19 protein-coding genes are annotated in these 26,711 nt (G+C 62.1%); 11 read left to right on the forward strand and 8 right to left on the reverse strand.

From position 1 onward, the window contains the following. Positions 1 to 645: 645 nt before the first annotated feature. The 3 genes from M0D65_RS26760 to M0D65_RS26770 all read left to right on the forward strand — a co-directional run bounded on the left by M0D65_RS26760 (position 646) and on the right by M0D65_RS26770 (position 3,087). Positions 646 to 1,236: a tetratricopeptide repeat protein gene (locus tag M0D65_RS26760; protein ID WP_091018147.1), complete on the forward strand. Its 591-nt coding sequence runs from the start codon at positions 646 to 648 to the stop codon at positions 1,234 to 1,236. Between the two features lie 130 nt (positions 1,237 to 1,366). Beyond that, on the forward strand, positions 1,367 to 2,197 hold the full coding sequence (locus M0D65_RS26765; RefSeq protein ID WP_091018150.1) for a hypothetical protein: 831 nt from the start codon (positions 1,367 to 1,369) through the stop codon (positions 2,195 to 2,197). Between the two features lie 221 nt (positions 2,198 to 2,418). Continuing rightward, positions 2,419 to 3,087, forward strand: coding sequence for an O-methyltransferase (locus M0D65_RS26770; protein WP_266255274.1), 669 nt, complete (start codon positions 2,419 to 2,421; stop codon positions 3,085 to 3,087). Positions 3,088 to 3,100: 13 nt separating this feature from the next. Here M0D65_RS26770 and M0D65_RS26775 read toward each other — a convergent pair whose 3' ends face one another. Then, positions 3,101 to 3,391: a DUF3331 domain-containing protein gene (locus M0D65_RS26775; protein ID WP_091018153.1), complete on the reverse strand. Its 291-nt coding sequence runs from the start codon at positions 3,389 to 3,391 to the stop codon at positions 3,101 to 3,103. Between the two features lie 331 nt (positions 3,392 to 3,722). Here M0D65_RS26775 and M0D65_RS26780 point away from each other — a divergent pair, with 331 nt between their 5' ends. Continuing rightward, positions 3,723 to 4,799, forward strand: a complete 1,077-nt coding sequence (locus tag M0D65_RS26780; protein ID WP_266255275.1) for an AI-2E family transporter — start codon at positions 3,723 to 3,725, stop codon at positions 4,797 to 4,799. 50 nt (positions 4,800 to 4,849) lie between these two features. Here M0D65_RS26780 and M0D65_RS26785 read toward each other — a convergent pair whose 3' ends face one another. Then, positions 4,850 to 5,947, reverse strand: a complete 1,098-nt coding sequence (locus tag M0D65_RS26785; RefSeq protein WP_266255276.1) for an OpgC domain-containing protein — start codon at positions 5,945 to 5,947, stop codon at positions 4,850 to 4,852. Positions 5,948 to 6,482: 535 nt separating this feature from the next. On the opposite strand from M0D65_RS26785, the gene M0D65_RS26790 reads away from it, so the two are divergent. Beyond that, a complete protein-coding gene (locus tag M0D65_RS26790) occupies positions 6,483 to 7,652 on the forward strand; it encodes a porin (protein ID WP_266255277.1) in 1,170 nt (389 codons plus the stop codon). Positions 7,653 to 7,730: 78 nt separating this feature from the next. Here the strand turns inward: M0D65_RS26790 and M0D65_RS26795 are convergent, their stop codons facing one another. Further along, positions 7,731 to 8,672 carry a LysR family transcriptional regulator gene (locus M0D65_RS26795; protein ID WP_266255278.1) on the reverse strand — a complete coding sequence of 314 codons (942 nt, stop codon included), beginning with the start codon at positions 8,670 to 8,672 and terminating at the stop codon, positions 7,731 to 7,733. Between the two features lie 226 nt (positions 8,673 to 8,898). On the opposite strand from M0D65_RS26795, the gene M0D65_RS26800 reads away from it, so the two are divergent. From M0D65_RS26800 to M0D65_RS26810, 3 genes are all read left to right on the forward strand, one after another. After that, positions 8,899 to 9,900 carry an aldo/keto reductase gene (locus tag M0D65_RS26800; RefSeq protein WP_266255279.1) on the forward strand — a complete coding sequence of 334 codons (1,002 nt, stop codon included), beginning with the start codon at positions 8,899 to 8,901 and terminating at the stop codon, positions 9,898 to 9,900. Between the two features lie 109 nt (positions 9,901 to 10,009). After that, positions 10,010 to 10,426 (forward strand): hypothetical protein, encoded by a 417-nt coding sequence (locus M0D65_RS26805; RefSeq protein ID WP_266255280.1) that lies wholly within the window; start codon positions 10,010 to 10,012, stop codon positions 10,424 to 10,426. A 336-nt stretch (positions 10,427 to 10,762) separates the two neighbouring features. Then, positions 10,763 to 11,686 carry a peptidoglycan DD-metalloendopeptidase family protein gene (locus tag M0D65_RS26810; protein WP_266255281.1) on the forward strand — a complete coding sequence of 308 codons (924 nt, stop codon included), beginning with the start codon at positions 10,763 to 10,765 and terminating at the stop codon, positions 11,684 to 11,686. A gap of 135 nt (positions 11,687 to 11,821) precedes the next feature. Here the strand turns inward: M0D65_RS26810 and prpF are convergent, their stop codons facing one another. The 4 genes from prpF to prpB form a co-directional block, all read right to left on the reverse strand. After that, entirely contained in the window at positions 11,822 to 13,012 is a 1,191-nt protein-coding gene (gene prpF, locus M0D65_RS26815) for a 2-methylaconitate cis-trans isomerase PrpF (protein WP_266255282.1), read from the reverse strand. Between the two features lie 105 nt (positions 13,013 to 13,117). Further along, entirely contained in the window at positions 13,118 to 15,715 is a 2,598-nt protein-coding gene (acnD, locus tag M0D65_RS26820; protein ID WP_266255283.1) for a Fe/S-dependent 2-methylisocitrate dehydratase AcnD, read from the reverse strand. Positions 15,716 to 15,830: 115 nt separating this feature from the next. After that, positions 15,831 to 16,997, reverse strand: coding sequence for a 2-methylcitrate synthase (gene prpC / locus M0D65_RS26825; RefSeq protein WP_266255284.1), 1,167 nt, complete (start codon positions 16,995 to 16,997; stop codon positions 15,831 to 15,833). Between the two features lie 34 nt (positions 16,998 to 17,031). After that, complete coding sequence (prpB, locus tag M0D65_RS26830) at positions 17,032 to 17,928, reverse strand: methylisocitrate lyase (protein WP_266255285.1); 897 nt, start codon at positions 17,926 to 17,928, stop codon at positions 17,032 to 17,034. Between the two features lie 194 nt (positions 17,929 to 18,122). On the opposite strand from prpB, the gene prpR reads away from it, so the two are divergent. After that, a complete protein-coding gene (gene prpR, locus M0D65_RS26835) occupies positions 18,123 to 20,087 on the forward strand; it encodes a propionate catabolism operon regulatory protein PrpR (protein WP_266255286.1) in 1,965 nt (654 codons plus the stop codon). 63 nt (positions 20,088 to 20,150) lie between these two features. Here prpR and M0D65_RS26840 read toward each other — a convergent pair whose 3' ends face one another. Continuing rightward, entirely contained in the window at positions 20,151 to 20,972 is an 822-nt protein-coding gene (locus M0D65_RS26840; protein WP_266255287.1) for an alpha/beta fold hydrolase, read from the reverse strand. 769 nt (positions 20,973 to 21,741) lie between these two features. Here M0D65_RS26840 and M0D65_RS26845 point away from each other — a divergent pair. Together M0D65_RS26845 and M0D65_RS26850 are read left to right on the forward strand one after the other, a co-directional pair. Further along, the gene (locus tag M0D65_RS26845) at positions 21,742 to 24,576 is read left to right on the forward strand and encodes a TonB-dependent receptor (protein ID WP_266255288.1); all 2,835 of its coding nucleotides are present in this window, start codon (positions 21,742 to 21,744) and stop codon (positions 24,574 to 24,576) included. 195 nt (positions 24,577 to 24,771) lie between these two features. After that, the gene (locus tag M0D65_RS26850; protein WP_266255289.1) at positions 24,772 to 26,643 is read left to right on the forward strand and encodes an extracellular solute-binding protein; all 1,872 of its coding nucleotides are present in this window, start codon (positions 24,772 to 24,774) and stop codon (positions 26,641 to 26,643) included. The last annotated feature ends 68 nt before the right edge of the window (positions 26,644 to 26,711 follow it).

The raw sequence follows: 26,711 nt of genomic DNA on the forward strand, positions 1-26,711 counted from the left end.
GCTCCGGCAGGCTCAGTGATTTCTTTGCAACTACATTTTCCTGTGGTGAAAATTAAAATTCTTCTTGTACAATTCGTCCAACATAAGTGACGGCAGATGCAACCAGAGTCACGTTTGCGACACGATCGCACCGCCCTGCAGTGCCGATATGCAGGTCAAGGCAAGAGTGCGAAGTGCACGACGTCGACTTTTATGATGACAACGAGCGCCACCAAGAATTAACAAGAAATCTGCAGGGAATGCCGCTGCGTCAAGCGATATAAGCCGCTTGCCGGTGCGGGTGAAAAAAATGAATCGACAAGGGGTTTGACGAGAACGGGACAGGCAGATATTTCCGCCAGATAGCACCACGTGCTGACAGGCAGGCCATGCATCGCTTTTTGCGAATACGGGCTGTCCATGGCAGGGATATGTACGTCCTGACAATTAACGCGATTACGCGAAACGAGAATTATCGAAAGAGGTTCCTGTTGATTCGGGACTCTGGGGGATCGTTCGGCATTTCATCGGCGATTCGCATTTGAATTCAAGGCCGGTTTGCACCGGTCGTGCATTAACAGAATTATCAGAAGCCGGTTATTTTGTTTTTTGCATGTTGCGCTCCGTTATGGTGGCGCGCGTTTCCAACAAGAAACGGGGATAGAAATGAAGTATCGCGTGTTTGCATCGTGTGCCGTGGTGGTGTTGGCCGCCTGTGTGCAAAACCCTCCGCAGAACAATCTCGTCAGGATTTGCGACGACCACGGGTGTTCCGACCGTCCGAAGGATCAAGGGACGTTCGAAGCCGCCAACAATGCGCCCGACGAAAACGCCGACCCGCGCATTGCCGCGCTAAAAGCCGCGGCCGAGAAAGAACCGCGCGCGGCCTACGATCTGGGCCTGCGCTATTTCCGCGGCGACGGCGTACGGCAGGACAGTTATCAGGCGCTCGTCTGGATGCGCAAGGCCGGCGAAGCCGGCAACCTGCAGGCCGAGAAAGCCCTGGGGAGTTTCTATCTGTTCGGCCTCGAAGAGATGGGCCCGGACCCGCGCGAAGCGGAGAAGTGGCTGATGCTCGCGGCGAGCCGCGGCGACCAGGAGTCGAAGAAGCTTCTGGTGCAGGCGCGAGCCGACAAGCTGGCCGACGCGGCCGACTACAAACGACAAAAAGAAGAGCGCGAGCTGTATTACGGCTACTGGTATTCGGGTTACGCGTATCAGGGCTATTGGCGCCAGACAGCGTGGTACTGGTACTGAGCCCACCTCAGGACGGTACCGACGCGAGATTTGAGGCGGCCATTACGGGGGCTGCCTCATCAGGGGCTTATTTCGGATCGCCAGAACGGATAAGTCGAACATCGAGATCACTTACTACGACCATCAATCTATGAACCTCATTTCGAAATATTCGGGCGTCAAGGGCGCCATCGCGATCGCCCTGGTCGGGTCTCTGACTGCGTGCGGAGGCATGGTGACCACGGGGAACCAGAACCTGGGCGTGACAGGCGCGGCGGGCGGTGCCGCGAGCGCCGGTGCCGACGACTCGCTGCAACGCTGTCCGGCGCCCCTCGGGACGATCGCCGTCGACGACGGCCGCAATGCCGACTGGTTCGGTCCGTTCGGGAGCGCCACCCAGGTGACCAGCATCGATCCGCTGCTGCGTCTCGCGGTGCAGGAGTCGAACTGCTTCGTCATTACGTCGATCGGTAACCAGAAGACCGACTCGCGCCTGTCGCGCATTACGGACCTGCAGCGCAACTCCGGCGAATACCGCGCCGGCTCGAAGCAGCAGAAAGGCCAGCGCGTCGCGGCTGACTACTATATGGAACCGTCGATCGTCATCAGCAACTCGCCGATTGGCGGGATGGTCGGTGCGCTGGGCGGTCTGATCCCCGGGGGGGGGGCGATAGCGGCGATCGCCGGCAGCGTTCAGACGAAGGCATCGGTCGTGACGTTGACGCTGTTCGACGTGCGCTCGGCGGTGCAGATTGCGGCGGCCGAAGGCAGTTCGACGGCCACGAACTATGGCGCGGCGCTGGGGGCACTCGGTGGCAGCGCCGGTGGTGGTCTGGGCGGTTTCTCGAAGACGCCGGAAGGCAAGGCAACGGTCTCCGCGTTCATCGATGCGTGGAACAAGATGGTCGTCTCATTGCGCAACTACAAGGCGCAGGACGTGAAGGGTGGCTTAGGCCGCGGTGGTCAGCTCAAGGTGAACTGAGGCATCTGCGACGGTATATCGAGTCTGCTGTCTGATGGGGCCTGCCTGCACGGTTCGTGCGGCAGGCCCTTTGTTTTTGTACGCGTTTGCTGCCTGTTAGAGGCTCGCGCTCACAGGGAGCGTTCCACCGGCGGACACGAAACGACATCGCAAATCGTCATAAGTCGCTTGGGCTCGCGCTGATAACATCGTCTGCCTCGATCACTAGCGGAAACGATGCCATGACGAACCCACAGCAATGGAATGCGGTAGACGAGTATTTCTCGCAGGCACTCGTGCCTTCGGACGACGTGCTCGACGCGACGCTCAGGCACAGCGCCGAGGCCGGCCTGCCGTCCATCAATGTCACGCCGGCGCAGGGCAAGTTTCTCCATCTGCTAGCGAAAATCAAAGGCGCCCGGCGCATTCTCGAGATCGGCACGCTGGCCGGCTACAGCACGATCTGGCTGGGTCGCGCGTTGCCGGCTGACGGCCAGCTGATTTCTCTCGAAGCGGATGCCGGCTACGCGGAGATCGCGAGAAAAAACATCGCGGCTGCGGGGTTGGCGAATGTGGTCTCGGTCGTGGTGGGGCCCGCGGCGCGGACTTTGCAGAAGCTGATCGGCGAAGCGGCCGAACCGTTCGATCTCGTCTTCATCGATGCGGACAAGCAGAACAACCCGGACTATCTGAAGCTCGCGCTGCAACTGTCCCGGCCCGGGACGGTGATCGTCGGCGACAACGTGGTTCGTAACGGGCGCATCGCGGATCCGCACAACGACGATCCCGATGTCACCGGTATCCGGGAATTTCTGGCACTGGCCGCGGCCACGCCCCATCTGACGACGACCGCGATTCAGACCGTCGGCAGCAAGGGCTGGGATGGCTTTTCGCTATCCCTCGTCTCGTGAGGGAAGCGTAGCGTCAGGCCTCGGCGGTTAGCCCGCAGAGAATCTCAGCGGAGATCATGGCGGCGGCATTGGACGGTGCGGGCCGTTCAGCCGGCCGGAACACCGCGTCGCCGCGACGGATCTTGCGGCGCGACACTGCGCAGGTGCCCGAGGTGTGCGCCGAGCGTCGGCGCCAGCGTTGCTCGCCATAGTGGCAACGGCCGGGTTCGACCCAACGGATCACAAGGGTGGTGTCGGAGCGTTCGAGAATCTCGATACGAACGCCGTTGGCGCCGGTCAGGGGGATGGACTCTGTGGTCTTCATCATCGGCTCCGGTAGGTGTGGTGTGCCGAATGTAGTCCTGCCGGGGACGGAGTGCCATTGTGCGCCAGTTGAAACACCGTTCTCCAAATAGCAACAATCGAACCCGCTGGACCGCGACCTACGAAGGGACGCGGCTCTGCGGGAACAATGATTGCGATAGGGCGGATTTTTGCAACAGAGTGTTGTAACGGGTGAGACAAGCCGAAGCGGTGTAGGCTGGCTACGGCGCTTCCATTAAGATGGGCGCTCTCGCCGGACTACGCGGGCGGACGGCAGTGTACCGCGCCTGTGCAAACCGGCGTCGCCAGCTCCGCAACCCGTATGAGGCTCCATGATCCAGCGTCCGTCGTCGCAAGACCCTCACTCTCCCAATCGTGCCCAGATGCAGCAGATCGCGTCCGCGATTCTGTACGGCGTGCTGGTCGTGCTCGCGTTATGGGTCGTGCACAACTTCATTCCCGCGGTGGTCTGGGCGGCCGTGATCGCGATTGCGCTGTGGCCTGCGATGCGGGCAATCGAAGCGCACCGGTTGTTCAAGGGGCGCACGACGCTGATTTCGATCGTGCTCACGACAGCCGTCGGGCTGCTCGTCGTGCTGCCGATCGGTCTCGGGATCACCCAGGCGGCGCGCGAGGCGCACGACCTGATCGTCTGGACCCGCACCATCCAGGAAAATGGTGTGCCGCTACCTGCCTTCGTCGAGCATCTGCCGTTCGGCGCGCAGCAGATCAGCGCCTGGTGGCAGGCCAATCTGGCGCAGCCGCTGAATGCATCGCCGGCCATGAAGGGGCTGCACGGCCAGGCGGTGGTCACGTTCGGCCGGCATTTCGGCGCGCGTGCCGCGCATGGCTTGTTGGTGTTTGGCTTCACGCTGGTCACGCTGTTCGTGATCTTCCAAGCCGGGCCGCGCCTGTCGGGCGCGTTGCTGAAGGGCGCGCGCCGGGCGTTTGGCGCTGATGGTGCGCAGATCCTCCAGCGCATGGCAGGTGCGGTGCGCGGTACCGTGACGGGGCTCGTGGTGGTCGGGCTCGGCGAAGGTGCGCTGCTCGGTGTTGCCTATGCCATTGCGGGCGTGCCGCACGCGACGCTGCTCGCGCTCGTCACCGCGGTGGCGGCCATGCTGCCGTTTTGCGCGCCGATCGTATTCGGCGGCGCCGCGTTGTGGCTCTTTGCCGTGCAGGGGGCGGTTGCCGGCGCGATCGGTGTCGCGGCATTCGGCGTGGTCGTCGTGTTCGTCGCCGAGCACTTCGTGCGGCCGGTGCTGATCGGCAATTCGACGCGCCTGCCGTTTCTGCTGGTGCTGTTCGGCATCCTGGGCGGCGCCGAGACATTCGGTCTGCTCGGGCTTTTCATCGGCCCGGCGCTGATGACGGTACTCGTCGTGCTGTGGAAGGACTGGGTGCAGTAGACGACGCGTGTCGTCGTGCATCGTCGCTCAGCGTTGCGCGAACCCCGCCGTCAGGCGGGGATGCGCACGCGCGGCGCCAGCACGCGGCCGAGCGGCACCGAGGCCTTTGCCACGAGCAGCAGCGCGCTGACCGCGATGGCGTCGGCCAGTAGCCCGAGCGGTATGTTCAGATAACCGTCGGTGGCGGTATACAGCAGCGAGTCGACGACGAGCGAAATCACCGCACCCGCGATAAAACACAGCAGCCCCTTACGCCCGACCAGGCCGACCCACGGCAACCACTGCGCGAGCTTCTTCGCGATGCCCATGCGGATCAGGTTCGCGACGAGCCACGCGATCGCCAGAAAATTCCCCACGCGTAACCACGACAGGTTCTGCTTGAGGCTGCCATCAGGCAGCGAGCTTTCGATAAATATCTTGTAGTACGCCGCGGCGATCACGATGGCGAGCGCCGCGAGGCTCACGAGCCAACCGAATCGATGCGCGGCAACCCGCTGGTACACCGGTTGATAGCGCGCGAGCGCACCCAGCACGAACAGCAGTTGCCAGGCGAACGGATTGAAGTCCCAGTGCGCGTCTTCGACGGCCGGCAGATAGCCCTGCAGCGGTCGCGCCACGGCCCACAGCGCGACGCTGCCCGCGAGCAGCAACCACGGCTTGCGGCGTGCGAACGGCAGGATGGCGGGCGCGGTCAGCGCGAAGAAGGTGTACATCGGCAGTACCGATGCGAGATACGGCTGGCGTCTGAACAGCACGATGTCGCGCAGCCCGGCGAGCGGTGCGGAGATGAACTCGTTGAGGTCGTCGGTGGTCATGTTCGGCGCGTCGATGCTGAGCGCAACCAGTACCGCGCTGACCAGCAGCATCAGGGCCGCGGTGATCAGAAACGCGCGATAGATTTCGAGCGCGCGCCGCAGGAAACGCTGTCGCGCGATGGCCTCGTTGCGTCGTTCGGCGAGTGCGGCATAAGCGGTCGCTGTTGCGAAGCCGCCGAGGAACACGAACACTTCAGCCGCATCGCACAGCGCATACGCATGCAGCGTGAAGCGCGACAGAATGCTGCCGCCTATATGGTCGACCACGATGACCAGCAGTACGAGTCCACGAAAAAAATCCAGCTCGATCAGACGGGAAGACGACGTTTGCATGCGCGTTGACAAAAGCGGTTCGTAGCAGCGGCGCGCGAAACCTGGGGGACACGCCGGCATGAACCTGAATTGGGAAGGCGGACGATACACGCAACGCTGCGAGCAGGCGGAGTCTCGTGCATCGTCCGGTGCCGCCGTATCGTGAAAACAAACGCGCGACGGCAGCATCGTAGAAACTGACACGACCCTGGTTCACGAGTTCCACCACGCGCAGACAGATAGCCGTTCGGAATATTTCGTCGAATTACCCGGACGTGTGAGGCACACCATCGAGCGGACTCCGCACAACTTTCTATCCAGATATCGCACGCGTGCGCCTGCGCTCGATCACGTCAATGCCGCCGATTGACGCATCCGACGTGGGCCTTTCACAACGCTTCGGCCATCGAGCATGAATCGCCAATAGACGGCAATATTACATTATGTAAGGATTGCGTTCGTCGCGCGGGCACAGCCGCCGGCATCACTGGATGGCGCGACCTGAAACGACGGGCCGTCTCAAAAAATAAGTTGTCCGTAGAGTTTGGAGATAGCAATGAAAAAGCAGGTTATCGCGCTGGCGGCATCCGCCGCTTTTGCCGCACCCGTCTTCGCACAGAGCAGCATCACGCTGTTTGGGTTGATCGATGAGGGCTTCGTCTACACCAACAACACAAACGCCCAGGGCCAGGCGTCTTATCAGTTGCAGAGTGGCTACGCACAGGGTAGCCGTTGGGGGCTGAGGGGTAGCGAAGATCTCGGCGGCGGCCTGAAGGCGGTCTTTACGCTCGAGAACGGGTTCGAATTGAACACCGGCAAGCTGATGCAGGGTGGCCGGATGTTTGGGCGGCAGGCGTTCATTGGTCTCGCGGACGATCGGTACGGTACCGTCATGCTTGGCCGTCAGTACGATTCGCTCGTCGACTATCTCGCGCAAATGACAGCGAACGGCAACTGGGGTGGCTTCCTGCTGTCGCATCCGCTCGATAACGACAACACCGACAACTCGTTTCGCGTGAACAACACGGTGAAGTACGCGAGTCAGAATATTTCCGGCTTGCAGTTCGGCGGTACGTACAGCTTCAGCAACGGCACGAACTTCGCGAACAATCGCCAGTACAGCATCGGCACGCAATATACGCGCGGACCACTGCTGCTCGCAGCGGCCTATCTGCAGGCGAACAATCCGGGTGTGGGCAGCGATGGTGCGATCGCGGCCAACGATGCGAACTTCACGTCTGACCTTCTGCGTGTTTTCGGCGGCGGCGCCAAGTATACGTTTGGTTCGGCGACTGTCGGCCTCGTCTACACCAATACGAACGTGAAGAATCCGGCGGGCACGGTTTACCTGACCGATGCATCGGGCAACTTCTCGCCGCTGGTCGGCGCGGGCGGCACGCTGAGTGCACTGAAATTCCAGAACTTCGAAGTGAACGGCAAGTATCAGGTCACGCCGACTTTCTTCGTTGGTGCGCAGTATGTCTTTACGCTCGTGAATTACGAGGCATCGACGGGCAACCTGAAGCCGAAGTTCCACACGCTTGGCCTGATGGCGGACTACAACCTGTCGAAGCGCACCGACTTTTATGTGCAGAGCGCGTATCAGAAGGTTGGCGGCGACAAGACCGGGACTGTGTTGGATAACGCCTATATTCCGGGCGCGGGTGGGGTTTCGTCGGCGGCGAACCAGTTCGCGGTGCGCGCGGGGATCCGGCATAAGTTTTGAGGTTCAGGCGGGATGGCGCGGCGCTGTGGCGTCGCGTCAAGTTTGACCCGGCGACCTGATCCGGCGAGCCGGGTTTTCTTATACGCGCGCAGCACGCGCTTTTCTCGGCCTCGCCGCGCGCGCAGTGTCCGGTTCCCCAAGCAACTTCGCGACCCAATCGACGAAAATCCGCACCCGCGGCGCAAGATGCTTCCCATGCGGAAACACCACCGAAAGCGGTAACGGCGGCGCTTTCCATTGCGGCAGCACCTCGACCAGTTCGCCGCTTTGCAGCAGCGTTTCCATTCCGGCACGCGGTGCCTGAATCAACCCGAGGCCAGCCACACAACAAGCCAGATAAGCATGCGCGCTGTTGACCGAAACCGCGCTGCGCATTGCAAGGCTGCGTGCCTGCCCGTCTTCCTCATACTCCCAGACAAGATCCCGCCCGGTGCGGCTCGAAAAGAAACCGACCGCCTGATGATCGGCGAGATCGTCGGGTGTACGCGGCAAACCGTAGCGTTCGATATAGCCGCGCGACGCGCAGTTGATCTGCTCGAACGCACCGAGTCGGCGCGCGACGAGTGTCGTGTCGCGCAGTTCGCCCACGCGCACTGCACAGTCGACGCCATCCGCAATCAGATCGATCATGCGGTCCGTTGCGCTGAGTACGACGTGAATATCCGGGTATCGCGCCAGGAAGTCGGGCAGAGCGGGAATCACGGTTTGCAGCGCGAGCCGCTCGGGCAGATCGACGCGTACCGCGCCGCGTGGACTGGCGGCCGCATCGGCGAACAGCGACTCGGCGTCGTCGAGATCGGCGAGCACCTGGATGCAGCGCGAGTGATAGGCCGCGCCTTCGGGTGTCAGCGCGACGCGTCGCGTCGTACGGTGCAGTAGCCGCACGCGCAGATGCGCCTCCAGATACTGGATCGCGTTGCTGACTGTCGGCCGCGGCAACTGCAACTGTTCCGCGGCTTTCGAGAAACTGCCGAGCTGCGCGACTCGCGCGAAGACTCGCATCGCCTGCAGGTGATCCATGAGCATGACTCCATGAGCTCGGGTGGGCGGGGCAAGAGCATAACGGACGTAATGGTCCTGAAGCACCGCGACTGTTAACGCCCGTCGAACAGACTGATCGAACACCGCGCATTTATCGATTGACGCCGCTTACGCAGAATAGCGTTCATGCACATGGGCCGTTCCGCGCGAACCGCATTATCGGTCCGGATGTGCGCCCGTTCGAAAACATTCTGGAGCTAACACCATGAACACCCGTCAACTCGGCCGCCAGGGTCCGCACGTTTCCGCCATCGGTCTCGGCTGCATGGGCATGTCCGATTTCTACGGTCCCGCCGACCGCGAAGAAAGCATCGCAACGATACACGCCGCGCTCGACGCCGGCATTACCTTGCTCGATACCGGCGATTTCTACGGCATGGGCGACAACGAAATGCTGATCCGCGATGCGTTGCGCGGGCGGCAGCGCGAGAACGTGCAGGTTAGCGTGAAGTTCGGCGCGCTGCGCGATCCGTCCAACGGATGGGCCGGCAACGACACGCGACCGGTAGCGATTCGCAACTTCCTCGCTTACACGTTGCGCCGCCTCGGCACCGATTATGTCGATGTCTATCGGCCGGCGCGGCTCGATCCGTCGGTGCCGATCGAGGACACGGTCGGCGCGATCGCCGATCTGGTCAAAGAGGGCTATGTGCGGCAGATCGGTCTGTCGGAAGTCGGTGCGGCGACGCTGCGGCGTGCCCAGGCTGTCGCACCGATCGGCGATCTGCAGATCGAATACTCGTTGATGTCGCGCGGCATCGAAGCGGAGATTCTGCCGACCTGTCGCGAACTCGGCATCGGCGTGACGGCTTACGGTGTGCTGTCGCGTGGGCTGCTCGGTGGACAGTGGTCGAAGGCGCGTGGAGAGCAGCGCGATTTCCGTAGCGTGAGCCCGCGTTTTCAGGGCGAAAATCTCGACCGCAATCTCGCGCTGGTGGAGACGTTGCGCGCGATCGCGGAAACGCGTCATAGCAATCCGGCGCAACTTGCGATCGCATGGGCGCTGTCGCGCGGCGACGATATCGTGCCGCTGGTCGGTGCGCGCCGCCGGACCCAGTTGACCGATGCGCTTGCCGCTGCGGGCCTGCAACTCGATGCGCAAGAGCTGGCGCGGATCGAAGCAGCCATTCCGCCGCAAGCGGTAGCGGGGGCACGTTATAACGAAGTGCATCTGTCGCACCTGGATAGCGAGGGCGGTGCGCATTGAATGTACATCGGATAGGGATCGATCTGGCCGCCGCGTGGTCGTACTACCCGCATCACCGTACTATCGGCATGCAGATCCGCTGCGTTCCTTTCCCCGGAGAACGAAGTTCATGACCAACCGCGCGAACCAGATCCTTCCGCATCATCGTTTTGCCCCGTCGCTTGCTGCACCGCTCGCGTGTATTCAAGGCACCATCAGCCGCGTTTTTCCCAGCCCCGAGAATCACCATGGCGCGAACCATCAGCAGTTCATCGTAACGATCGACAAGGTAGTGAAGTTCGACGGCGGCACCCAGAATCTCGTCGGCACCGAAGTCTTCCTCGCGGTGCGTTTCGGCGACAGCGAAGGGCTGGCTCATGAAATTCCTGGCCTGCAGGCAGGCCAGCCCATCGAGGCGCAGGGCGAGTACATCGCCGAAGCCAGCGCCTATCCCACCGAAGACAACGACAACCCCGTGCTGGCCGTGCTGCACTTCACGCATCATCCGGTGGGTTATGTGCTGTATCAGGGGCAGTACTACAGCTGACCTGTTTCGTTCGCTTTCTCCCTCATTTAGTCCGCTCGCCGGGCCGTCGTCAGGAAACTGGCGATGTGCCCGCGTCCGCGTCCGCACTGCGCGCCAAGCTTAAACATTTCATTTGTATCAGTTTGTGTTTCCGGCGCAGATTTTTGTGACGCGCATTTTACAATGGCGCCCTGAAGGTTGAATGCCAGTCCGACCCCGTTTAGAGACGAACGAGGGGCTTTGTGCGCTTTTGCGTGCTGAAGCCGGCTGGATGCATGATCGGGACCGGTTGCGGCTGTCGCGTGGTAGCGCGTCTGTCGGAAGCATCGGTTCCGGCAAATCGAGCAGGAGTCGAACATGTTGGGAAGTCGTTTCGACATCACGAAGATCGGTCTCGTGAGCCTTGGGCTCGCGATCGTAGTGAGTGGGTGTACGAACGTTGCACAGCAGAACCCGCAGACCATCGGCGCAGCGCCTGTCGCGTCGGCATCTACGGCAGTTGCGTCTGGCACCGCGGTGCCGACGGTAGCAGCCAGCCAGCCGGCAGCTACGCCGGCGCCGGCGCAGTTCTACGAGGTCCAGCGCGGCGATACGTTGAGTCGCATTGCGCAAGATCACAATTGCAGCGTGGCCGATCTGCAGACGTGGAACGGCCTGAAGCGCGCGGGTCGTCTGAAGGCCGGGCAGACCTTGCGTCTGTCGCCGCCCGATGCGGGGAGCACCGATGCTTCTTCGCAAACGGCGAAGCCTGTGAGCGCGTCGAGCACCTCGAATGCGCCAGTCGCAAGTACGTCGAGCACATCGAGCGCGTCGAGCACCAAGGCAGCGGAAGCGACGACGGATACCTCCGCCGCCCCCGATCCCGCAGTCAAACGTCAGGTGATGGCACAGACCGCCCGTCACGCGAGCCGTGTCGCATTGGCATGGCCTGCGCAGGGCAAGGTCGTCGAGTCGTTCCAGCCTGGTGAAACGCGTGGCATCGAGATCAGCGGCAAGCCGGGCGATCCGATCCGTGCGGCGGCCAGTGGCAAGGTCATGTATGCCGGCACCGGGCTCAACGAATACGGCAGCCTGATCATCGTCCAGCACAACAAGGATTTTCTGACGGCCTATTCGCACAACCGCAAGCTGCTCGTGAAGACCGGCGATTTCGTGCAGCAAGGGCAGCAGATCGCGGAGATGGGCGACGAAAACAATTCGCGTGTTGCGTTGTTGTTCGAAGTGCGGCGCGACGGCAAGCCGGTCGATCCGATGCCGTATCTGCCGGGCAAGCAAGGTTGAATTTGCTCGCGTGAAATGAAGCAACGCCGGCTTCCTTGCAAACTGCCGGCGTCTTCACTAGATTTCAGCTCCGCATAAAGCACTAGCCCCGGCGTTTGAGTCGTCGGGGCTAGTGCTTTGTCGCATGCGTGGATCTTAGAACGTATCGCCGGGAATCCGCACCCAGCCTTCCATCAACACGCGCGCACTGCGGCTCATGATGGCTTTCTTCACGACCCATTCGCCGTCTACCTGGCTGGCCTCGGCACCGACGCGCAGCGTGCCCGACGGATGACCAAAGCGCACCGCCTGGCGTTCGCCGCCACCAGCGGCGAGATTCACGAGCGTGCCCGGAATCGCGGCTGCGGTGCCGATGGCGACGGCAGCGGTACCCATCATCGCGTGATGCAGTTTGCCCATCGACATCGCGCGCACCAGCAAATCGACATCCGTAGCAGCAACCTGTTTGCCGCTGGAGGCCACATACCCGGCAGGTCGCGCGACGAACGCGACTTTCGGCGTGTGCTGCCGCGTCGCGATTTCATCGATATGCTTGATCAGCCCCATGCGCACCGCACCGTGCGCGCGGATCGTCTCGAACTTCGCCAGCGCCTTGTCGTCGCTATTGATCGCGTCCTGCAACTCGGTGCCCTTATAACCAATCGCCTCAGCGTCGACGAAAATCGTCGGAATGCCCGCGTTGATCATGGTGGCCTTCAACGTGCCGACGCCCGGCACATCGAGATCGTCGATCAGATTGCCGGTGGGGAACATCGCACCGCCCACGCCTTCTTCTTCGGCGGCGGGATCGATGAACTCGAGTTGCACTTCGGCGGCGGGGAAGGTCACGCCGTCCAGTTCGAAACCACCGGTTTCCTGCACCGCGCCGTCGGTGATGGGCACGTGACCGATGATGGTCTTGCCGATATTGGCCTGCCAGATACGCACGATGGCCACACCGTTGTGCGGAATCCGGCTCGGATCGACGAGCCCGGCGCTGATGGCAAACGGCCCCACCGCGGCTGACAGATTGCCGCAATTGCCGCTCCAGTCCACAAACGCCTTGTCGATGGACACCTGACCGAACAGGTAGTCGACGTCGTGATCGGGCTTGCTGCTCTTCGAAATGATGACGGTCTTGCTCGTGCTCGACGACGCGCCGCCCATGCCGTCGATCTGTTTGCCGTACGGGTCTGGACTACCGATCACGCGCAGCAGCACAGCATCGCGCGCTGCGCCGGGTGTCTGCGCGGCTTCGGGCAAATCCTGCAGACGGAAGAACACGCCTTTGCTGGTGCCGCCGCGCATGTAGGTGGCGGGAATCTTGATTTGCGGTACGTGTGCCATGGCGTAGTTTTGTCCTGTTAAGACGCGGGCGGACCATCACTGCATCGCCCGCGTATCAAGCTCGGCGCACAACACAACACTGCTGTGCGTCGTTGTTTCTGTCCATCAAGCCGCTGCTTTCGACGACTCAAGAAAGTCCTGCGCAAAGCGCTGCAGCACGCCGCCTGCTTCGTAGATCGACACTTCTTCCGCGGTATCGAGACGGCAGGTTACCGGCACTTCGACGCGCTCGCCGTTCTTGCGATGGATCACCAGCGTGAGATCGGTGCGCGGTTTGCGCTCGCCGGTTACATCGAAGGTTTCGGTGCCGTCGATACTGAGCGTCAGACGGTTCACACCCGGTTTGAACTCGAGCGGCAATACACCCATGCCGACCAGATTGGTACGGTGAATGCGCTCGAACCCCTCGGCGACGATCGCTTCAGCACCGGCCAGACGTACGCCTTTAGCAGCCCAGTCGCGCGACGAGCCCTGGCCGTAGTCGGCCCCGGCAATCACGATCAACGGCTGCTTGCGTTCCATATAGGTTTCGATCGCTTCCCACATGCGCGTGACCTTGCCTTCAGGTTCGATGCGGGCAAGCGAGCCGGCCTTCACCTTGCCGTCTTCCAGCACCATCTCGTTCTTCAACGTGGGGTTGGCGAAGGTGGCGCGTTGCGCGGTCAGGTGATCGCCGCGGTGAGTCGCGTACGAGTTGAAGTCTTCCTCCGGCAAGCCCATTTTCGCGAGGTACTCGCCCGATGCGCTATCGGGCAGGATTGCGTTGGAAGGCGACAAGTGGTCGGTGGTGATGTTGTCGCCGAGCACGGCGAGCGCACGCATGCCCGCGAGCGTGCGCTCGCTGGCCAGCGCACCTTCCCAATACGGCGGGCGGCGGATGTACGTACTCATCGGGCGCCAGGCGTACAGCGGATCGGCGCGCTCGCCGGTGTCGGCGGTGACGGCAAACATCGGCTCGTACACCTTGCGGAACTGCTCCGGCTTCACGCTCGAAGCAACGATCGTGTCGATCTCTTCGTCGGATGGCCAGATGTCCTTGAGCATCACCGGATTGCCCGCGGCGTCGGTGCCGAGCACATCTTTCTCGATGTCGAAGCGGATCGTGCCGGCAATCGCATACGCGACCACCAGCGGCGGCGAGGCGAGGAAAGCCTGCTTCGCATACGGGTGAATGCGGCCGTCGAAGTTACGGTTGCCGGACAGCACGGCAGTCGCATACAGATCGCGCTCGACGATTTCTTTCTGGATCACCGGGTCCAGCGCACCGGACATGCCGTTGCACGACGTGCACGCATACGCGACCACGCCAAAGCCGAGCTGCTCCAGCTCCGGCAGCAGCTTCGCTTCTTCCAGGTAAAGCGTGACTGCTTTCGAGCCCGGCGCAAGCGAACTCTTGACCCACGGCTTGCGCGTCAGGCCATGTCGATTGGCATTGCGCGCGAGCAGTGCCGCGGCAATCATGTTGCGCGGATTGTTGGTGTTGGTGCAACTCGTGATGGCCGCGATGATCACGGCGCCGTCGGGCATCAGCCCCGGTTCGTTCTCGACCTTGCCGCTGATCCCGCGTGCGGCCAGCTCCGACACCGGCAACCGGCGATGCGGATTCGACGGGCCGGCGAGCGTACGAACCACAGTGGAAAGATCGAACTTCAGCACGCGCTCGTATTGCGCAGTCTTCAGGCTGTCGGCCCACAGACCGGTTTCCTTCGCGTACGTTTCGACGAGTTTGACGAGTTCGTCGTCGCGGCCCGTGAGCTTGAGGTACTTGATAGTCTGCTCGTCGATGTAGAACATCGCGGCCGTCGCACCGAATTCAGGTGCCATGTTAGCGATCGTGGCGCGATCGCCGAGCGTGAGGTTCGCCGTGCCTTCGCCATAAAACTCGAGATACGCGCCGACCACTTTTTCTTTGCGCAGGAATTCGGTCAGCGACAACACGGTGTCGGTCGCCGTGATCCCCGGGCCGGGCTTGCCGGTGAGTTCCACCCCCACGATATCCGGCAGCCGCATATACGAGGCACGCCCTAGCATCACGCTTTCGGCTTCGAGCCCGCCCACACCGATGGCGATCACGCCGAGCGCATCCACCATCGGCGTATGCGAATCGGTGCCGACCAGAGTATCGGGAAACGCGACGCCGTCTTTCACCTGCACGACGGGGCTCATTCGCTCCAGGTTGATCTGGTGCAGGATGCCGTTGCCGGGTGGAATCACGTCGACGTTCTTGAACGCCTTCTTGGTCCAGTTGATGAAGTCGAAGCGGTCTTCGTTGCGCCGGTCTTCGATGGCGCGGTTCTTGTCGAACGCATCGGGATCGAAGCCGCCGCATTCCACCGCGAGCGAGTGGTCCACCACCAGTTGCGTCGGCACAACCGGATTGACCCGTGCCGGATCGCCGCCTTGTGCGGCGATCGCATCGCGCAGGCCGGCGAGATCGACGAGCGCGGTCTGGCCGAGAATGTCGTGGCAGACCACACGTGCCGGGAACCACGGAAAGTCGAGGTCGCGCTTGCGTTCGATGATCTGCCTGAGCGACGCATCGAGCGATGCCGGGTCGCAACGGCGCACGAGGTTTTCAGCGAGCACGCGCGAGGTGTACGGCAACGTGTCGTACGCGCCCGGCTGGAGCGCCTCGACTGCGGCGCGCGTGTCGAAGAAGTCCAGCTTCGCGCCTGGCAGGGGTTTGCGGTTTGCAGTGTTCATACCGTGGGGAATATAAGAATGTCGTGCTCTGCAGGGGGCGTCTTGTCGGACATCGCAGGACGTCAGCGGCAATTATCCCCTTTTCCCGATCAGCGCTTCACATCAGCGCTTCACATCAACGTTTCGCGCGCGGCACGAATTTCAGGTTCTCCGGGCCGGTGTAATTTGCGCTCGGCCGGATGATCTTGTTGTCGATGCGCTGTTCGATGATGTGCGCACTCCAGCCGGCCGTGCGCGCGATCACGAACAGCGGCGTGAACATCGCTGTCGGCACACCCATCATGTGGTACGACACGGCGCTGAACCAGTCGAGATTCGGGAACATCTTCTTGACATCCCACATCACGCTCTCGAGCCGTTCCGCGATATCGAACAGCTTCAGGTTCGAGGCTTCCTTCGACAGCTTGCGTGCCACTTCCTTGATCACCTTGTTGCGCGGATCGGAGATCGTGTACACAGGATGGCCGAAGCCGATCACGACTTCCTTGTTCTCGACGCGCTTGCGGATGTCGGCTTCTGCCTCATCGGGGTTCGTGTAGCGCGACTGGATCTCGAAGGCGACTTCGTTTGCGCCGCCGTGCTTCGGACCGCGCAGCGCACCGATTGCACCGGTAATCGCCGAGTAAAGATCCGAACCCGTGCCGGCAATTACGCGACCGGTGAAGGTCGAGGCGTTGAATTCATGCTCGGCGTACAGGTTCAGCGACACATGCATCGCATCGATCCACGACTTCGACGGCGCAACGCCGTGCAGCAGGTGCAGAAAGTGCCCGCCGATCGAATCGTCGTCGGTCTCGACCTCGATGCGCTTGCCGTTATGCGAGTAGTGATACCAGTAGAGCAGCATCGAGCCGAACGAGGCCATCAGGCGGTCCGCGATATCGCGTGCGCCGGGCAGATTGTGGTCGTCCTTCTCCGGCAGTACCGTGCCGAGCACCGATGCGCCGGTGCGCATCACGTCCATCGGGTGGGCCGAGGCGGGAATCCATTCGAGCGCGGCCTTCAGGTTGGCGGGCAGCCCGCGCAGCGCCTTGAGCTTCGTCTTGTAGGCGGCGAGTTCGGCGGTGTTCGGCAGCTTCTCGTGCACGAGCAGATAGGCGATCTCTTCGAATTCGCACGCACCGGCGATATCGAGGATGTCGTAGCCGCGGTAGTGCAGGTCGTTGCCCGTGCGGCCGACTGTGCACAGAGCCGTGTTTCCTGCCGTCACGCCCGACAGGGCGACGGACTTTTTCGGTTTGAACGCACCTGCGTTCGGGGTGCTGTTGTCTGCTTCGCTCATCGTGTTTCTCCGGCTGTGTTCGTTACAGTGGCGGTTACTTTTGTGCGGCAAACAGCGCGTCGAGTTTGTCCTCGTACGCGTGATAGCCGAGGTAGCGATAGAGATCGGCGCGTGACTGCATCGTATCGACGGCGGCTTTCTGCGTGCCGTCGCGCATCACCGTCTCGTAGAAGTTCAGCGCTGCGGCGTTCATCGCGCGGTAGGCGCCACAGCAGTACAGCGCGATATCGACGTTCGCTTCGCGCAACTCGGTTGTCGTGAAGAACGGTGTCGAACCGAACTCCGTCAGGTTGGCGAGGATCGGCACTTTTACAGCGGCCTTGAAACGGCGGTAGTCGTCGAGCGTGCGCATCGCTTCCGGGAAAATCATGTCGGCGCCAGCCTCGACATACGCGATGGCGCGCTCGATCGCGGCGTCGATGCCTTCGGCGTCGGCGGCGTCCGTGCGGGCCATGATCACGAAGTGATCGTCGGTGCGCGCATCGACGGCGGCCTTCACGCGGTCGACCATTTCAGCGGTCGGCACGCATTCCTTGCCCGGCCGGTGGCCGCAGCGCTTCTGCCCGACCTGATCCTCGAGATGCACAGCGGCAACGCCTGCTTTGATAAACGAACGGACCGTGCGCGCGATGTTGAAGGCACCGCCCCAGCCAGTGTCGATGTCGACCAGCAGTGGCAGGTTGGTCGCATCGGTGATGCGGCGCGCGTCGGTCAGGACATCGTCCATCGTGCTGATGCCGAGATCGGGTACGCCGAGCGAATTCGCGGCCACGCCGCCGCCCGACAGATACACAGCCTTGAAGCCGACCGCTTCGGCCATCTTCGCCGCATAAGCGGTGATGGTGCCGACTACCTGCAACGGTTGCCCTTCGGCGACTGCCGTGCGGAACTGCGCGCCGGCGCTGGCCGGGGATCGATGTGCTGCGCTCATGAAGCCTCCTGATAACAATGGCGTCGTGTTGTGCAAGGACCGGGCCAGCGGGCGTGGGGTCGCCCAAGTGCTTGATTCGTCGCCGGAACTGTCCGTAGCTGTGGGGGCTGAAAATTCCATTTATGAAATATGAAATTTCACAAATGGAAGAATGGTTCATAATCGTTGCTGCACGAACATCGCGCTTTTCCACTATGAACCGTCCTCTCGACACCCGCCCGCGCCCTCGCATCTGGGCCATCGGCATCAGCAAACTGCGCGACCTGTTTCGCGACATTGCCGGCGAATACGACAGTCGCGCCGAACTGCGGCTCGTGTCGCGCGGCTATGAAGACGCGGTCACCGAAATCGCCGCAGCCGGCGCGCAGCGGCCGGACATCGTGGTTGCGGCGGGCTCGAACGGCACGTATCTGAAAGCGCGCGTGCAGGTGCCGGTCGTGCTCGTTCACCCGACCGGTTTCGACGTGATGCATGCGCTCGCGCGAGCCCGCCGCGACGCTTCGCCGGTCGCGCTCGTGACGCACGGTGAAACACCGGCCGAAGTGCGCCGCTTCGTCGCGGCTTACGGCATCGACGTGGTATTTGCGTCGTATCAGTCCGCGCAGGACGCGGAGGTCTGCGTACTCGATCTGCGCGATCGCGGCATCGGCACGATCGTCGGGCCGGGCCTCGTCACCGACCTGGCCGCGCGGGCGGGCATGGGCGCGGTGTTCCTGTATTCGCGTGCGTCGGTGCGTGCCGCATTCGATACGGCGCTCGACGTCGCGCAGGCCACGTCGAGCGAAGCGCTGCGCCGCCAGCGCCTCGACAACGTGTTGCAGCACCTGCGCGACGGCGTCGTCGCACTCGATGCGCAGGGCCGCGTCGAAGCGATCAACCAGCAGCTTGCACTTGCACTTGGCATCGATGCGGCGGCGGCCGTCGGGCAGTCGCTGCTCGCGGTCGCGCCGGATCTGGCCGGCGCGATTCCCGATGCGGATGGTGAGACGCTGCAGACCGTGCGCGGTGTCGGGTATGTCGTGCATCGCGGGCCGCTCGTCGGTGCGGGACCGGATACGGCGACCGGCAGCGTGCTGACGTTTCACGAGTCGCGTGCGGTCGAGCGGCTCGATCGGACGTTGCGTTCGCGGCAGCGCGCGCAGCAATTCGTTGCGCGTTACCGGCTCGACGATCTGGTCGGCGAGTGCGCGGCGATCGAACGCGTGCGACAGCTCGCACAGCGCTATGCGAAATCCGAGGCGACCGTGCTGATACTCGGCGAGAGCGGAACCGGCAAGGAAATGGTCGCGCAGGGTATCCATCGGATCAGCGCGCGGCGCGATTTTCCGTTCGTGGCGATCAACTGCGGCGCGTTTCCTGAGGCATTGCTCGAGAGCGAGCTGTTCGGCTACGAAGAGGGCGCTTTCACCGGCGCGCGGCGCGGCGGCAAGGCAGGACTCATCGAGGCGGCGCACCGCGGCACACTGTTTCTCGACGAGATCGGCGAGATGCCGCTGCCGCTGCAAAGCCGGTTGCTGCGCGTGCTGCAGGAGCGCGAAGTCGTGCGGCTCGGTTCCACCGAACCGACGCGCATCGATATCCGCGTTGTCGCGGCCACGCATCGTGCGCTGACAGTCGCCGTCGATGCCGGCATGTTCCGCGCCGATCTCTACTACCGGCTCAACATCCTGAATCTCGTGTTGCCGCCGTTACGCGAGCGTTTGCCCGACGTGATGCCGCTCGCCGCCGAGTTACTGCGGCAGGCCGCGCGCCGCGAACCACGGCTGGCCGCACGCATTCGCACGCGCGACGATGCGGCTCGCGTGCTCGAGCTGATCGGCGAGCCGCTGCGACAGCATGCGTGGCCGGGCAATGTGCGGGAACTGCAGAATGTGATCGAACGAATCGCGGTCGAACTCGCCGATAGCGAACCTGCTCGTGACGACGCTGCGAGCGTGCCGGCATTGACGCGCGACATGCTTCATTCGATTGCACCCGAGGTGTTTGGGCACGCGCAGCAGGTAGCGGCCGCGCTGACGTTGCGTCAGCGCAGCCGGCGGGTCGAGGCGGAGCAGGTGCAGGCAGCACTCGATGCGTGCGGCGGCGATCGCGACGAGGCATGCCGGGCGCTTGGTATCAGCAAGACGACGCTGTGGCGCAAGCTTAATGGTGGGCGGTGAGGGGCTGGGTCGGATCGGTTGGCGGGTTGAGCCACGGGTCGTGGCCGGGGATCAGGCAACGAGTCAAGCCGCAAGAAAATCAAGCACCGCCGCGACGATCGCCTCAGGCGCATCCTCCTGCATCAGATGCCCGGCGCGCGCCACGGGAACGAAACGCGCACCCGGCACGATGCTGGCTAGATGAAGGCCGCGCTCAATAGGAATCCACTGGTCGTCCTCGCCCCAGAGAATCTGCGTGCGGCAGCGTATCTGCGCGTAGCGACTTTCAACCTCGTCGGTATAACGCTGATCCATCTGCGCGATCTGCCGGTAGAACGCGGCTTGTCCCGTATCGCCGAGCCACGGTGAGACGTAGGGCGCGAGCTCGCCGTCCGGTATGTCGCGTGCAATGGCACCGCGCACATACGCCTTGACGATGGCCTCGTGAATATACGGCGGCAGTCCCTCGAATGCTGCACTGTGCTCACGCACGTGTCGCACGAACGGCGAGCCCCACGGAGCGACCGCCACCGGATCGATCAGCGTGAGACTGCGATATTCACAGCCGCCGAGCAGATGAGCGCGCAAAGCGGTCGCGCCACCGAAGTCGTGCGCGACGACGTCCGGTCGGTCGAGCTGCCAGTGGATGAGCAGTTCCGCCAGCAGCGCGTTCTGCACCCCCAGCGAAACATCCTGTCCCTGCCGCATTTCCGACTGGCCATAGCCGGCCAGATCGTACAGATACACAGTCCGCAACCGCGCGAGATGCGGCGCGATGCGATGCCATACATACGATGAGAACGGCGTGCCGTGTATCAGGACGAGCGGCGGACCGCTGCCTTCGACCCGAAAACGCACGGTCTGATGGCGGAACGTGTAGTGCTGATCGAGCGGCCAGGGTTTCATCGGGCGTGATGGCGGCGAAGGGGAGGCTACTTACGTTAGCAGGGCCCGGCATCGTGCCTCAATCGGGAATTGTGTGGGCTGCCGAAACGGCTTTCGTCTGTGAAAGTTAAATGTAATGTGCCAAACTTTTTATATTCCGATCAAATAAAGTTTGACGGGTAAATTTCTGACCTGATATCTTCTGCACCCAACAGGAAATCGAAAGCTATATTACGCCGAACCGTTGTTCTGCCTACGATACCCTCTCTTTTATTACCTACGATTTCATGCAATTGCATAACGAAGGCAGTGCTTTTGGTGCTGTGAGAATGAAATTCAGGTGAAAGATAGGTATTAACCCGAATCTATTGGGGTTAATACCAATCGTTAAAACCGGGGTTTGGCAGCGTGTTAATCGACAAGCCGCGCGGGTGGCGATAAACGAGTGGCACGGCCGGCAGTCGGGATAGAAGACGGACGGTTTGGTCAATGAAATAAGCATAACGAATCATTAGAGAACGAATATGTCGACCGGGACAGGTCTTTTATCGCCAGTTAGGTATACGAATCAAATCGTTACGTGGCGGTGAATGCACTGACCGGCAGTGAAAACGAAGTGTTTCAAGCGGGGCAGGCGATGGTCGCGCCGGCACCTGCACAGGCAATTCAGGCAGTGGGCTTCAGGGCACCAGAAAGGATACGGCGCCGAAACGCCGTGCGTAACGCGCCGCCGAACGGTGATTCGCGGCACGAAACCGGTTGGATCTTACCGACGAGTGAGAGGGGAACAATGAAACAAAGAGCATTGGCCGTAGCGATCAGGCGCATCGTCTGGGCCGAACTGGCGTTTGCAGCCACGCTGGCCGGACCGGCCTTCGCACAGAGCCAACCCACGGCCGGCCCCGCTGCGACAGCTGACACGCTGTCGCAGCACCCGGTGGTCGTCGCGCAGACGAACACCCCGTCGACGGCCAAGGGCAGTGCGTCCGGTGCAACCCCGGGCGCGGCCGCCGCCACCGCCGCTACCCCTGCGACGGAAAATACGATCACGAAGGGTAAGGACGGCGTTGCGCAACTCAAGCGCTTCGAAGTGACAGGCTCGCTGATCCGTAGCGCCGACAAGGTTGGTTTCAATCAGGTCCAGACGGTCACCGCGAAGGACATCGAGAACAGCGGTCATAACAGCGTGGCCGACTATCTTCGCAGCACCTCGGCGAACTCAGCGAGCAGCTGGGCGGAAGGCTCGACGAACAGCTTTGCGCCGGGCGGCGCGGGCATCGCGATGCGCGGTCTCAGCGAAAAGTACACGCTGGTGCTGGTCGACGGCATGCGGGTGACGCCGTATGCGTTTGCAGTGAACGGCAGCGACCAGTTCTTCGATCTGAACACGCTCCCGCTCAACATCATCGAGCGGATCGAAATCGTCAAGACCGGTGCAGTGTCGCAATACGGCTCGGACGCTATCGCGGGCGTGGTCAACATCATCACGAAGAAGAACTTCCAGGGTCTCGAACTGGGCGGCAGCTACGGCGGTGCGACCAACGGCTATGGCGGCCAGGGCACGACGAAGTTCAGCGTTCTCGGCGGCATCGGCGATCTGAATTCGGACCGTTTCAACGTCACGGCCGCACTCAGTTACTACAAGGCGAACGGTATCTCGATCGCGGATCGCGATACGACGCAGAACCAGGACTTCTCCAATTTCCCGGGTGGGCTGTCGAACCAGACCGTGTCGTACTGGCGTGACCCCGCCACCGGCGCGAAGGTGCCGCTCAACCCCTGTCCGAACGGCGGCAAGGCGGTGTCGGGTACCTCGGTCGCGCAGATCAACGGCCCTGGCACAGTTTGCGCGAACAACACCGCGTACGCGTCATCGTTGTCGCCGTGGACTGAACGCCTGAGCGCGAAGGTACACGCCGACTTCAAGATCAATGATGCGATGCAGGCATTCGCCGATTTGTGGGAAAGCAACAACACCACGAACACGAACAACTTCGTGGGCCGGCTCGGCAACAGCACGCAGACCTTCGATCCTGCGACGGGCGGCCTCAGCCCCGTCTCCAATCTGGTGCCGGGCAGCAACCCGTACAACCCATTCGGCGTGCCGGCCAAGCTGGTCTATGCGTTCCCGAACGCGCAGGCGGTGCGTACCAGTTCGAACTTCTGGCGTGCCGCGACGGGGGTCAAGGGATCGTTCAGCACGCCGAGCGTGGGTGACTGGGATTGGGCAGCGTCCTACACCCATTCGCAGAACACAGTGTCGAACAACAATACGAATCTGATCAACGCCGCGGCACTGGAGAACCTCATCCAGAACGGCACGTTCAACTTCGCCAATCCATCGGCGACGCCGAACGGACTGAACGGGCTGTACGGCAGTACGCAGACGCAGGCCATCACGAAGCTCGACGCGGTTGACGCGACGCTGTCGACGCCGAACCTGTTCACGCTGCCCACGGGTAACGTTGGACTGGGTCTCGGGACGCAGTTCATGCACCAGAGCCAGTACGTCGGCACGGGCGCCAACTACGTGAACGGCTCGCTGATCAATCCGGCGCTGCAATCGGTCGACGGCCAGCGCAACGTCGCGGCGGTCTACTATCAGGTCGATATTCCGATCCTGAAGAACCTGACGTTCAGCCAGTCGGGCCGCTACGACCACTACAGCGACTTCGGCGGTGCTTTCTCGCCGCGCTTCGCCTTGCGCTTCCAGCCGATCCGCGAACTGACGATGTACGGTTCGTACAACCGCGGTTTCCGTGCGCCGACGCTGATCGAGAACAGCTCGTCCAAGACATATGGCACGCAGGGTGCGGTGGATGCGAACGATCCGAACGAGCCGAACGCTTACAAGCTCGTCGAGGAAGTGCAGGCCGGGAACAGCAAGCTGCAACCGGAGCGGACCAAGAACTATAACGTCGGCTTCCAGCTGTCGCCGACCCGCAATACCGACTTTGGCTTCGACTGGTACAAGATCCATATCGACAACGTGATCGGCACGGAAGACATTCAGACGGTGGTCGACCAGAACGATCCGGCGAACGTCGTTCGTGGCCCTAACGGTTCGATTTCTTACGTGCGGTTGCCGTACATGAATCTGGCATCGCTCGATACGGATGGCTTCGAGACGACGTTCCGGCAGTCGGTAGCGACCAAGATCGGTACCTTCACGCTGTCGGGCGACTGGGCCTACGTGTGGCACTTCAAGATGCCGATCGGCGGTGTGTCGACGGACTTCGCGGGTAACAATGGTTCGCTGAACGAGCCGTTCGGCGGCAGCTTCCCGCGCTGGAAGGGCAACACGAACCTGAACTGGAACTATCACAACCAGTGGAACGCGACGCTGACGTGGATGTTCACGGGCCCGTACAGCCAGGCCATCCTGTCGCCGGGCCAATACCCGAACATGCAGAACAGCGTGGCGTCGTACAGCCAGTTCAACCTGATGGTCAGCTACACGGGCTTCAAGCACTGGACGATCTACGGCGGCATCGACAACATCTTCAATCGTGCGCCGCCGTTCGACCCGGTCTTCATGAACTCGAGCTACCAGACGGGCTACGATACGTCGCTGTACACCTACATCGGCCGTTTTGCGCAAATTGGCGCGACTTATAAATTCTGATGTAGCCTCACGCCTAGCAGGCATCTGACGGGCCGTTCCAGTCTCCGGTTATCGGCGGGAACGGCCCGCTTCATTTGCCTGACAGTCTGCCGGGTTCGATGCGCAGTGAATGTGTCGAGCCTGGTGGCGTCGTATCGATTCAACGTCGGCCGCGTGCCGACGTATTCATATATCCACGTATTCACGACCGGACGGATGATGAAATTTGCAACATCGCGTGCGAAGCCGATCACGCGGGCAGCCGCGGCGCTGCTGGTGGCGCTCACGGCATGCGTCATGGCGCCGGAGACGGCGCTGGCTGTCTCTGGGCTCGCGCAGTACGGCCAGCCGAAATACCCGCCCGGTTTCACGCATTTCGACTATGCGGACCCCAACGCGCCGGCCAACGGCACCCTGAACTACGAAAACTATGGCCCCGCGCAGAGCTACGATTCGCTGAATCCGTTCCTCCTGCGCGGTTCTCCCGCGCCTGACATCCAGATTCTGATGTTCGACACGCTGATGCAGCGCAGCTGGGACGAACTGGCGTCGTCGTACGCGCTGATCGCCGACAACGTCGAAGTGGCGCCGGACAGTCTGTCCGCGACCTTCCATGTGAATCCGGCCGCACGCTTCTCGAACGGCGATCCAATCACCGCCGCCGACGTCAAGTATTCGTTCGACACGCTGACCAGTCCGCAAGTGTCGCCGGTCGTCAGTGCGCAGTTCTCGATTATCAAGCGGGCGACGGTCGTCGACCGGCAGACGATCCGCTTCGACTTTGTTCGCGCCGATCGCAGCGCGCCGCTGATCGCCGGCGACCTGCCAGTGTTCTCGCCGAAGTGGGGGATGGACGCGAACGGCAAGCGTCCACCGTTCGACCAGATCGCGAACGTGCCGCCGATCGCCAGCGGCGCGTATCTGATCGATCGGCGTCAGAACGACAAGCAGATTTCGTATGTCCGCATTCCGAACTACTGGGCAGCGAACCTGCCGACCCGGCGCGGGATGTTCCGCTTCCAGCGCGTCCTGTTCAAGCTCTATCTGGATCACTACACGCAGCTCGAGGCGTTCAAGGCGGGCGACACGGACGCACGCATGGAGTACAGCTCGAGCACGTGGGCACGCAAGTACGTCGGCAAGAATTTTCGCAACGGGATGCTGAAGAGAGCCACCTTCCCGGATGGTCCTGCGCAGATGCAGGGCCTGCTGATCAATATGCGCAGACCGATGTTCAAGGATGTGCGAGTACGTCACGCACTGACACTCGCGTTCGACTACGACTGGATGAACCGGATGATGTTCTCCGACCAGTACCGGCGCACCAACAGCTTCTGGGAGGCGAGCCCATTCAAGGCGACCGGCGTGCCGACCGACAAGGAACTCGCATTGCTGGAGCCGTTTCGTGCCGAATTGCCCGCCGAGGTGTTCGGACCGATGACCCAGCAACCGTCGACACTGCCGCCGCGTTCGCAGCGTGCGAACCTGCTCGAAGCCCGCGACCTGCTCGCGCAGGCCGGCTGGCACTATCGCGACGGCGCACTGCGCGATGCGAACGGCACGACGATGACGATCGAGATCATGGATGACCAGCCCGGGATGGACCGCATCATCCTGCCGTATACGCAGGCGCTCGCGATGCTCGGCATCCAGGCCCATCTGCGCGAGATCGACAGCGCGCTGTACCAGAAGCGGCTCGACAATTTCGAGTACGACATGACGACGCTGATCTACAACCCGGTGACGATTCCGGGCGCGGAACTGACACGTCGGTTCGGCAGTGCGGCGGCGTCGCAACCTGGCTCGGAGAATTATCCTGGCGTGCGTTCGAAGGCTGTCGATGCGCTGATCGCCGCGGCGCTCAACGCGCAGTCGCTCGACGACCTCGAAACCGCGATCCATGCACTCGATCGGGTGCTGATCAATATGTACATCCTCGTCCCGGAGTACTACCTGCCGAACGCGCGTATTGCCTACAAGAGCACGTTCGATCATCCGAAGATCGTGCCGGATTCGTATCAATACGAAGACTGGATCATCAACTACTGGTACCAGAAGCAGCCGGCGTCGTCCGGTGCAGCGCACTAGCGAGGACGAAACGATGCTCACCTACATACTCAGACGTTTGTTGCTAATGGTGCCCACGCTACTCGGCG

It is taken from the genome of Paraburkholderia sp. CHISQ3 (assembly GCF_030464945.1).
In the GTDB taxonomy this organism is placed as follows: Bacteria; Pseudomonadota; Gammaproteobacteria; order Burkholderiales; family Burkholderiaceae; genus Paraburkholderia; species Paraburkholderia megapolitana.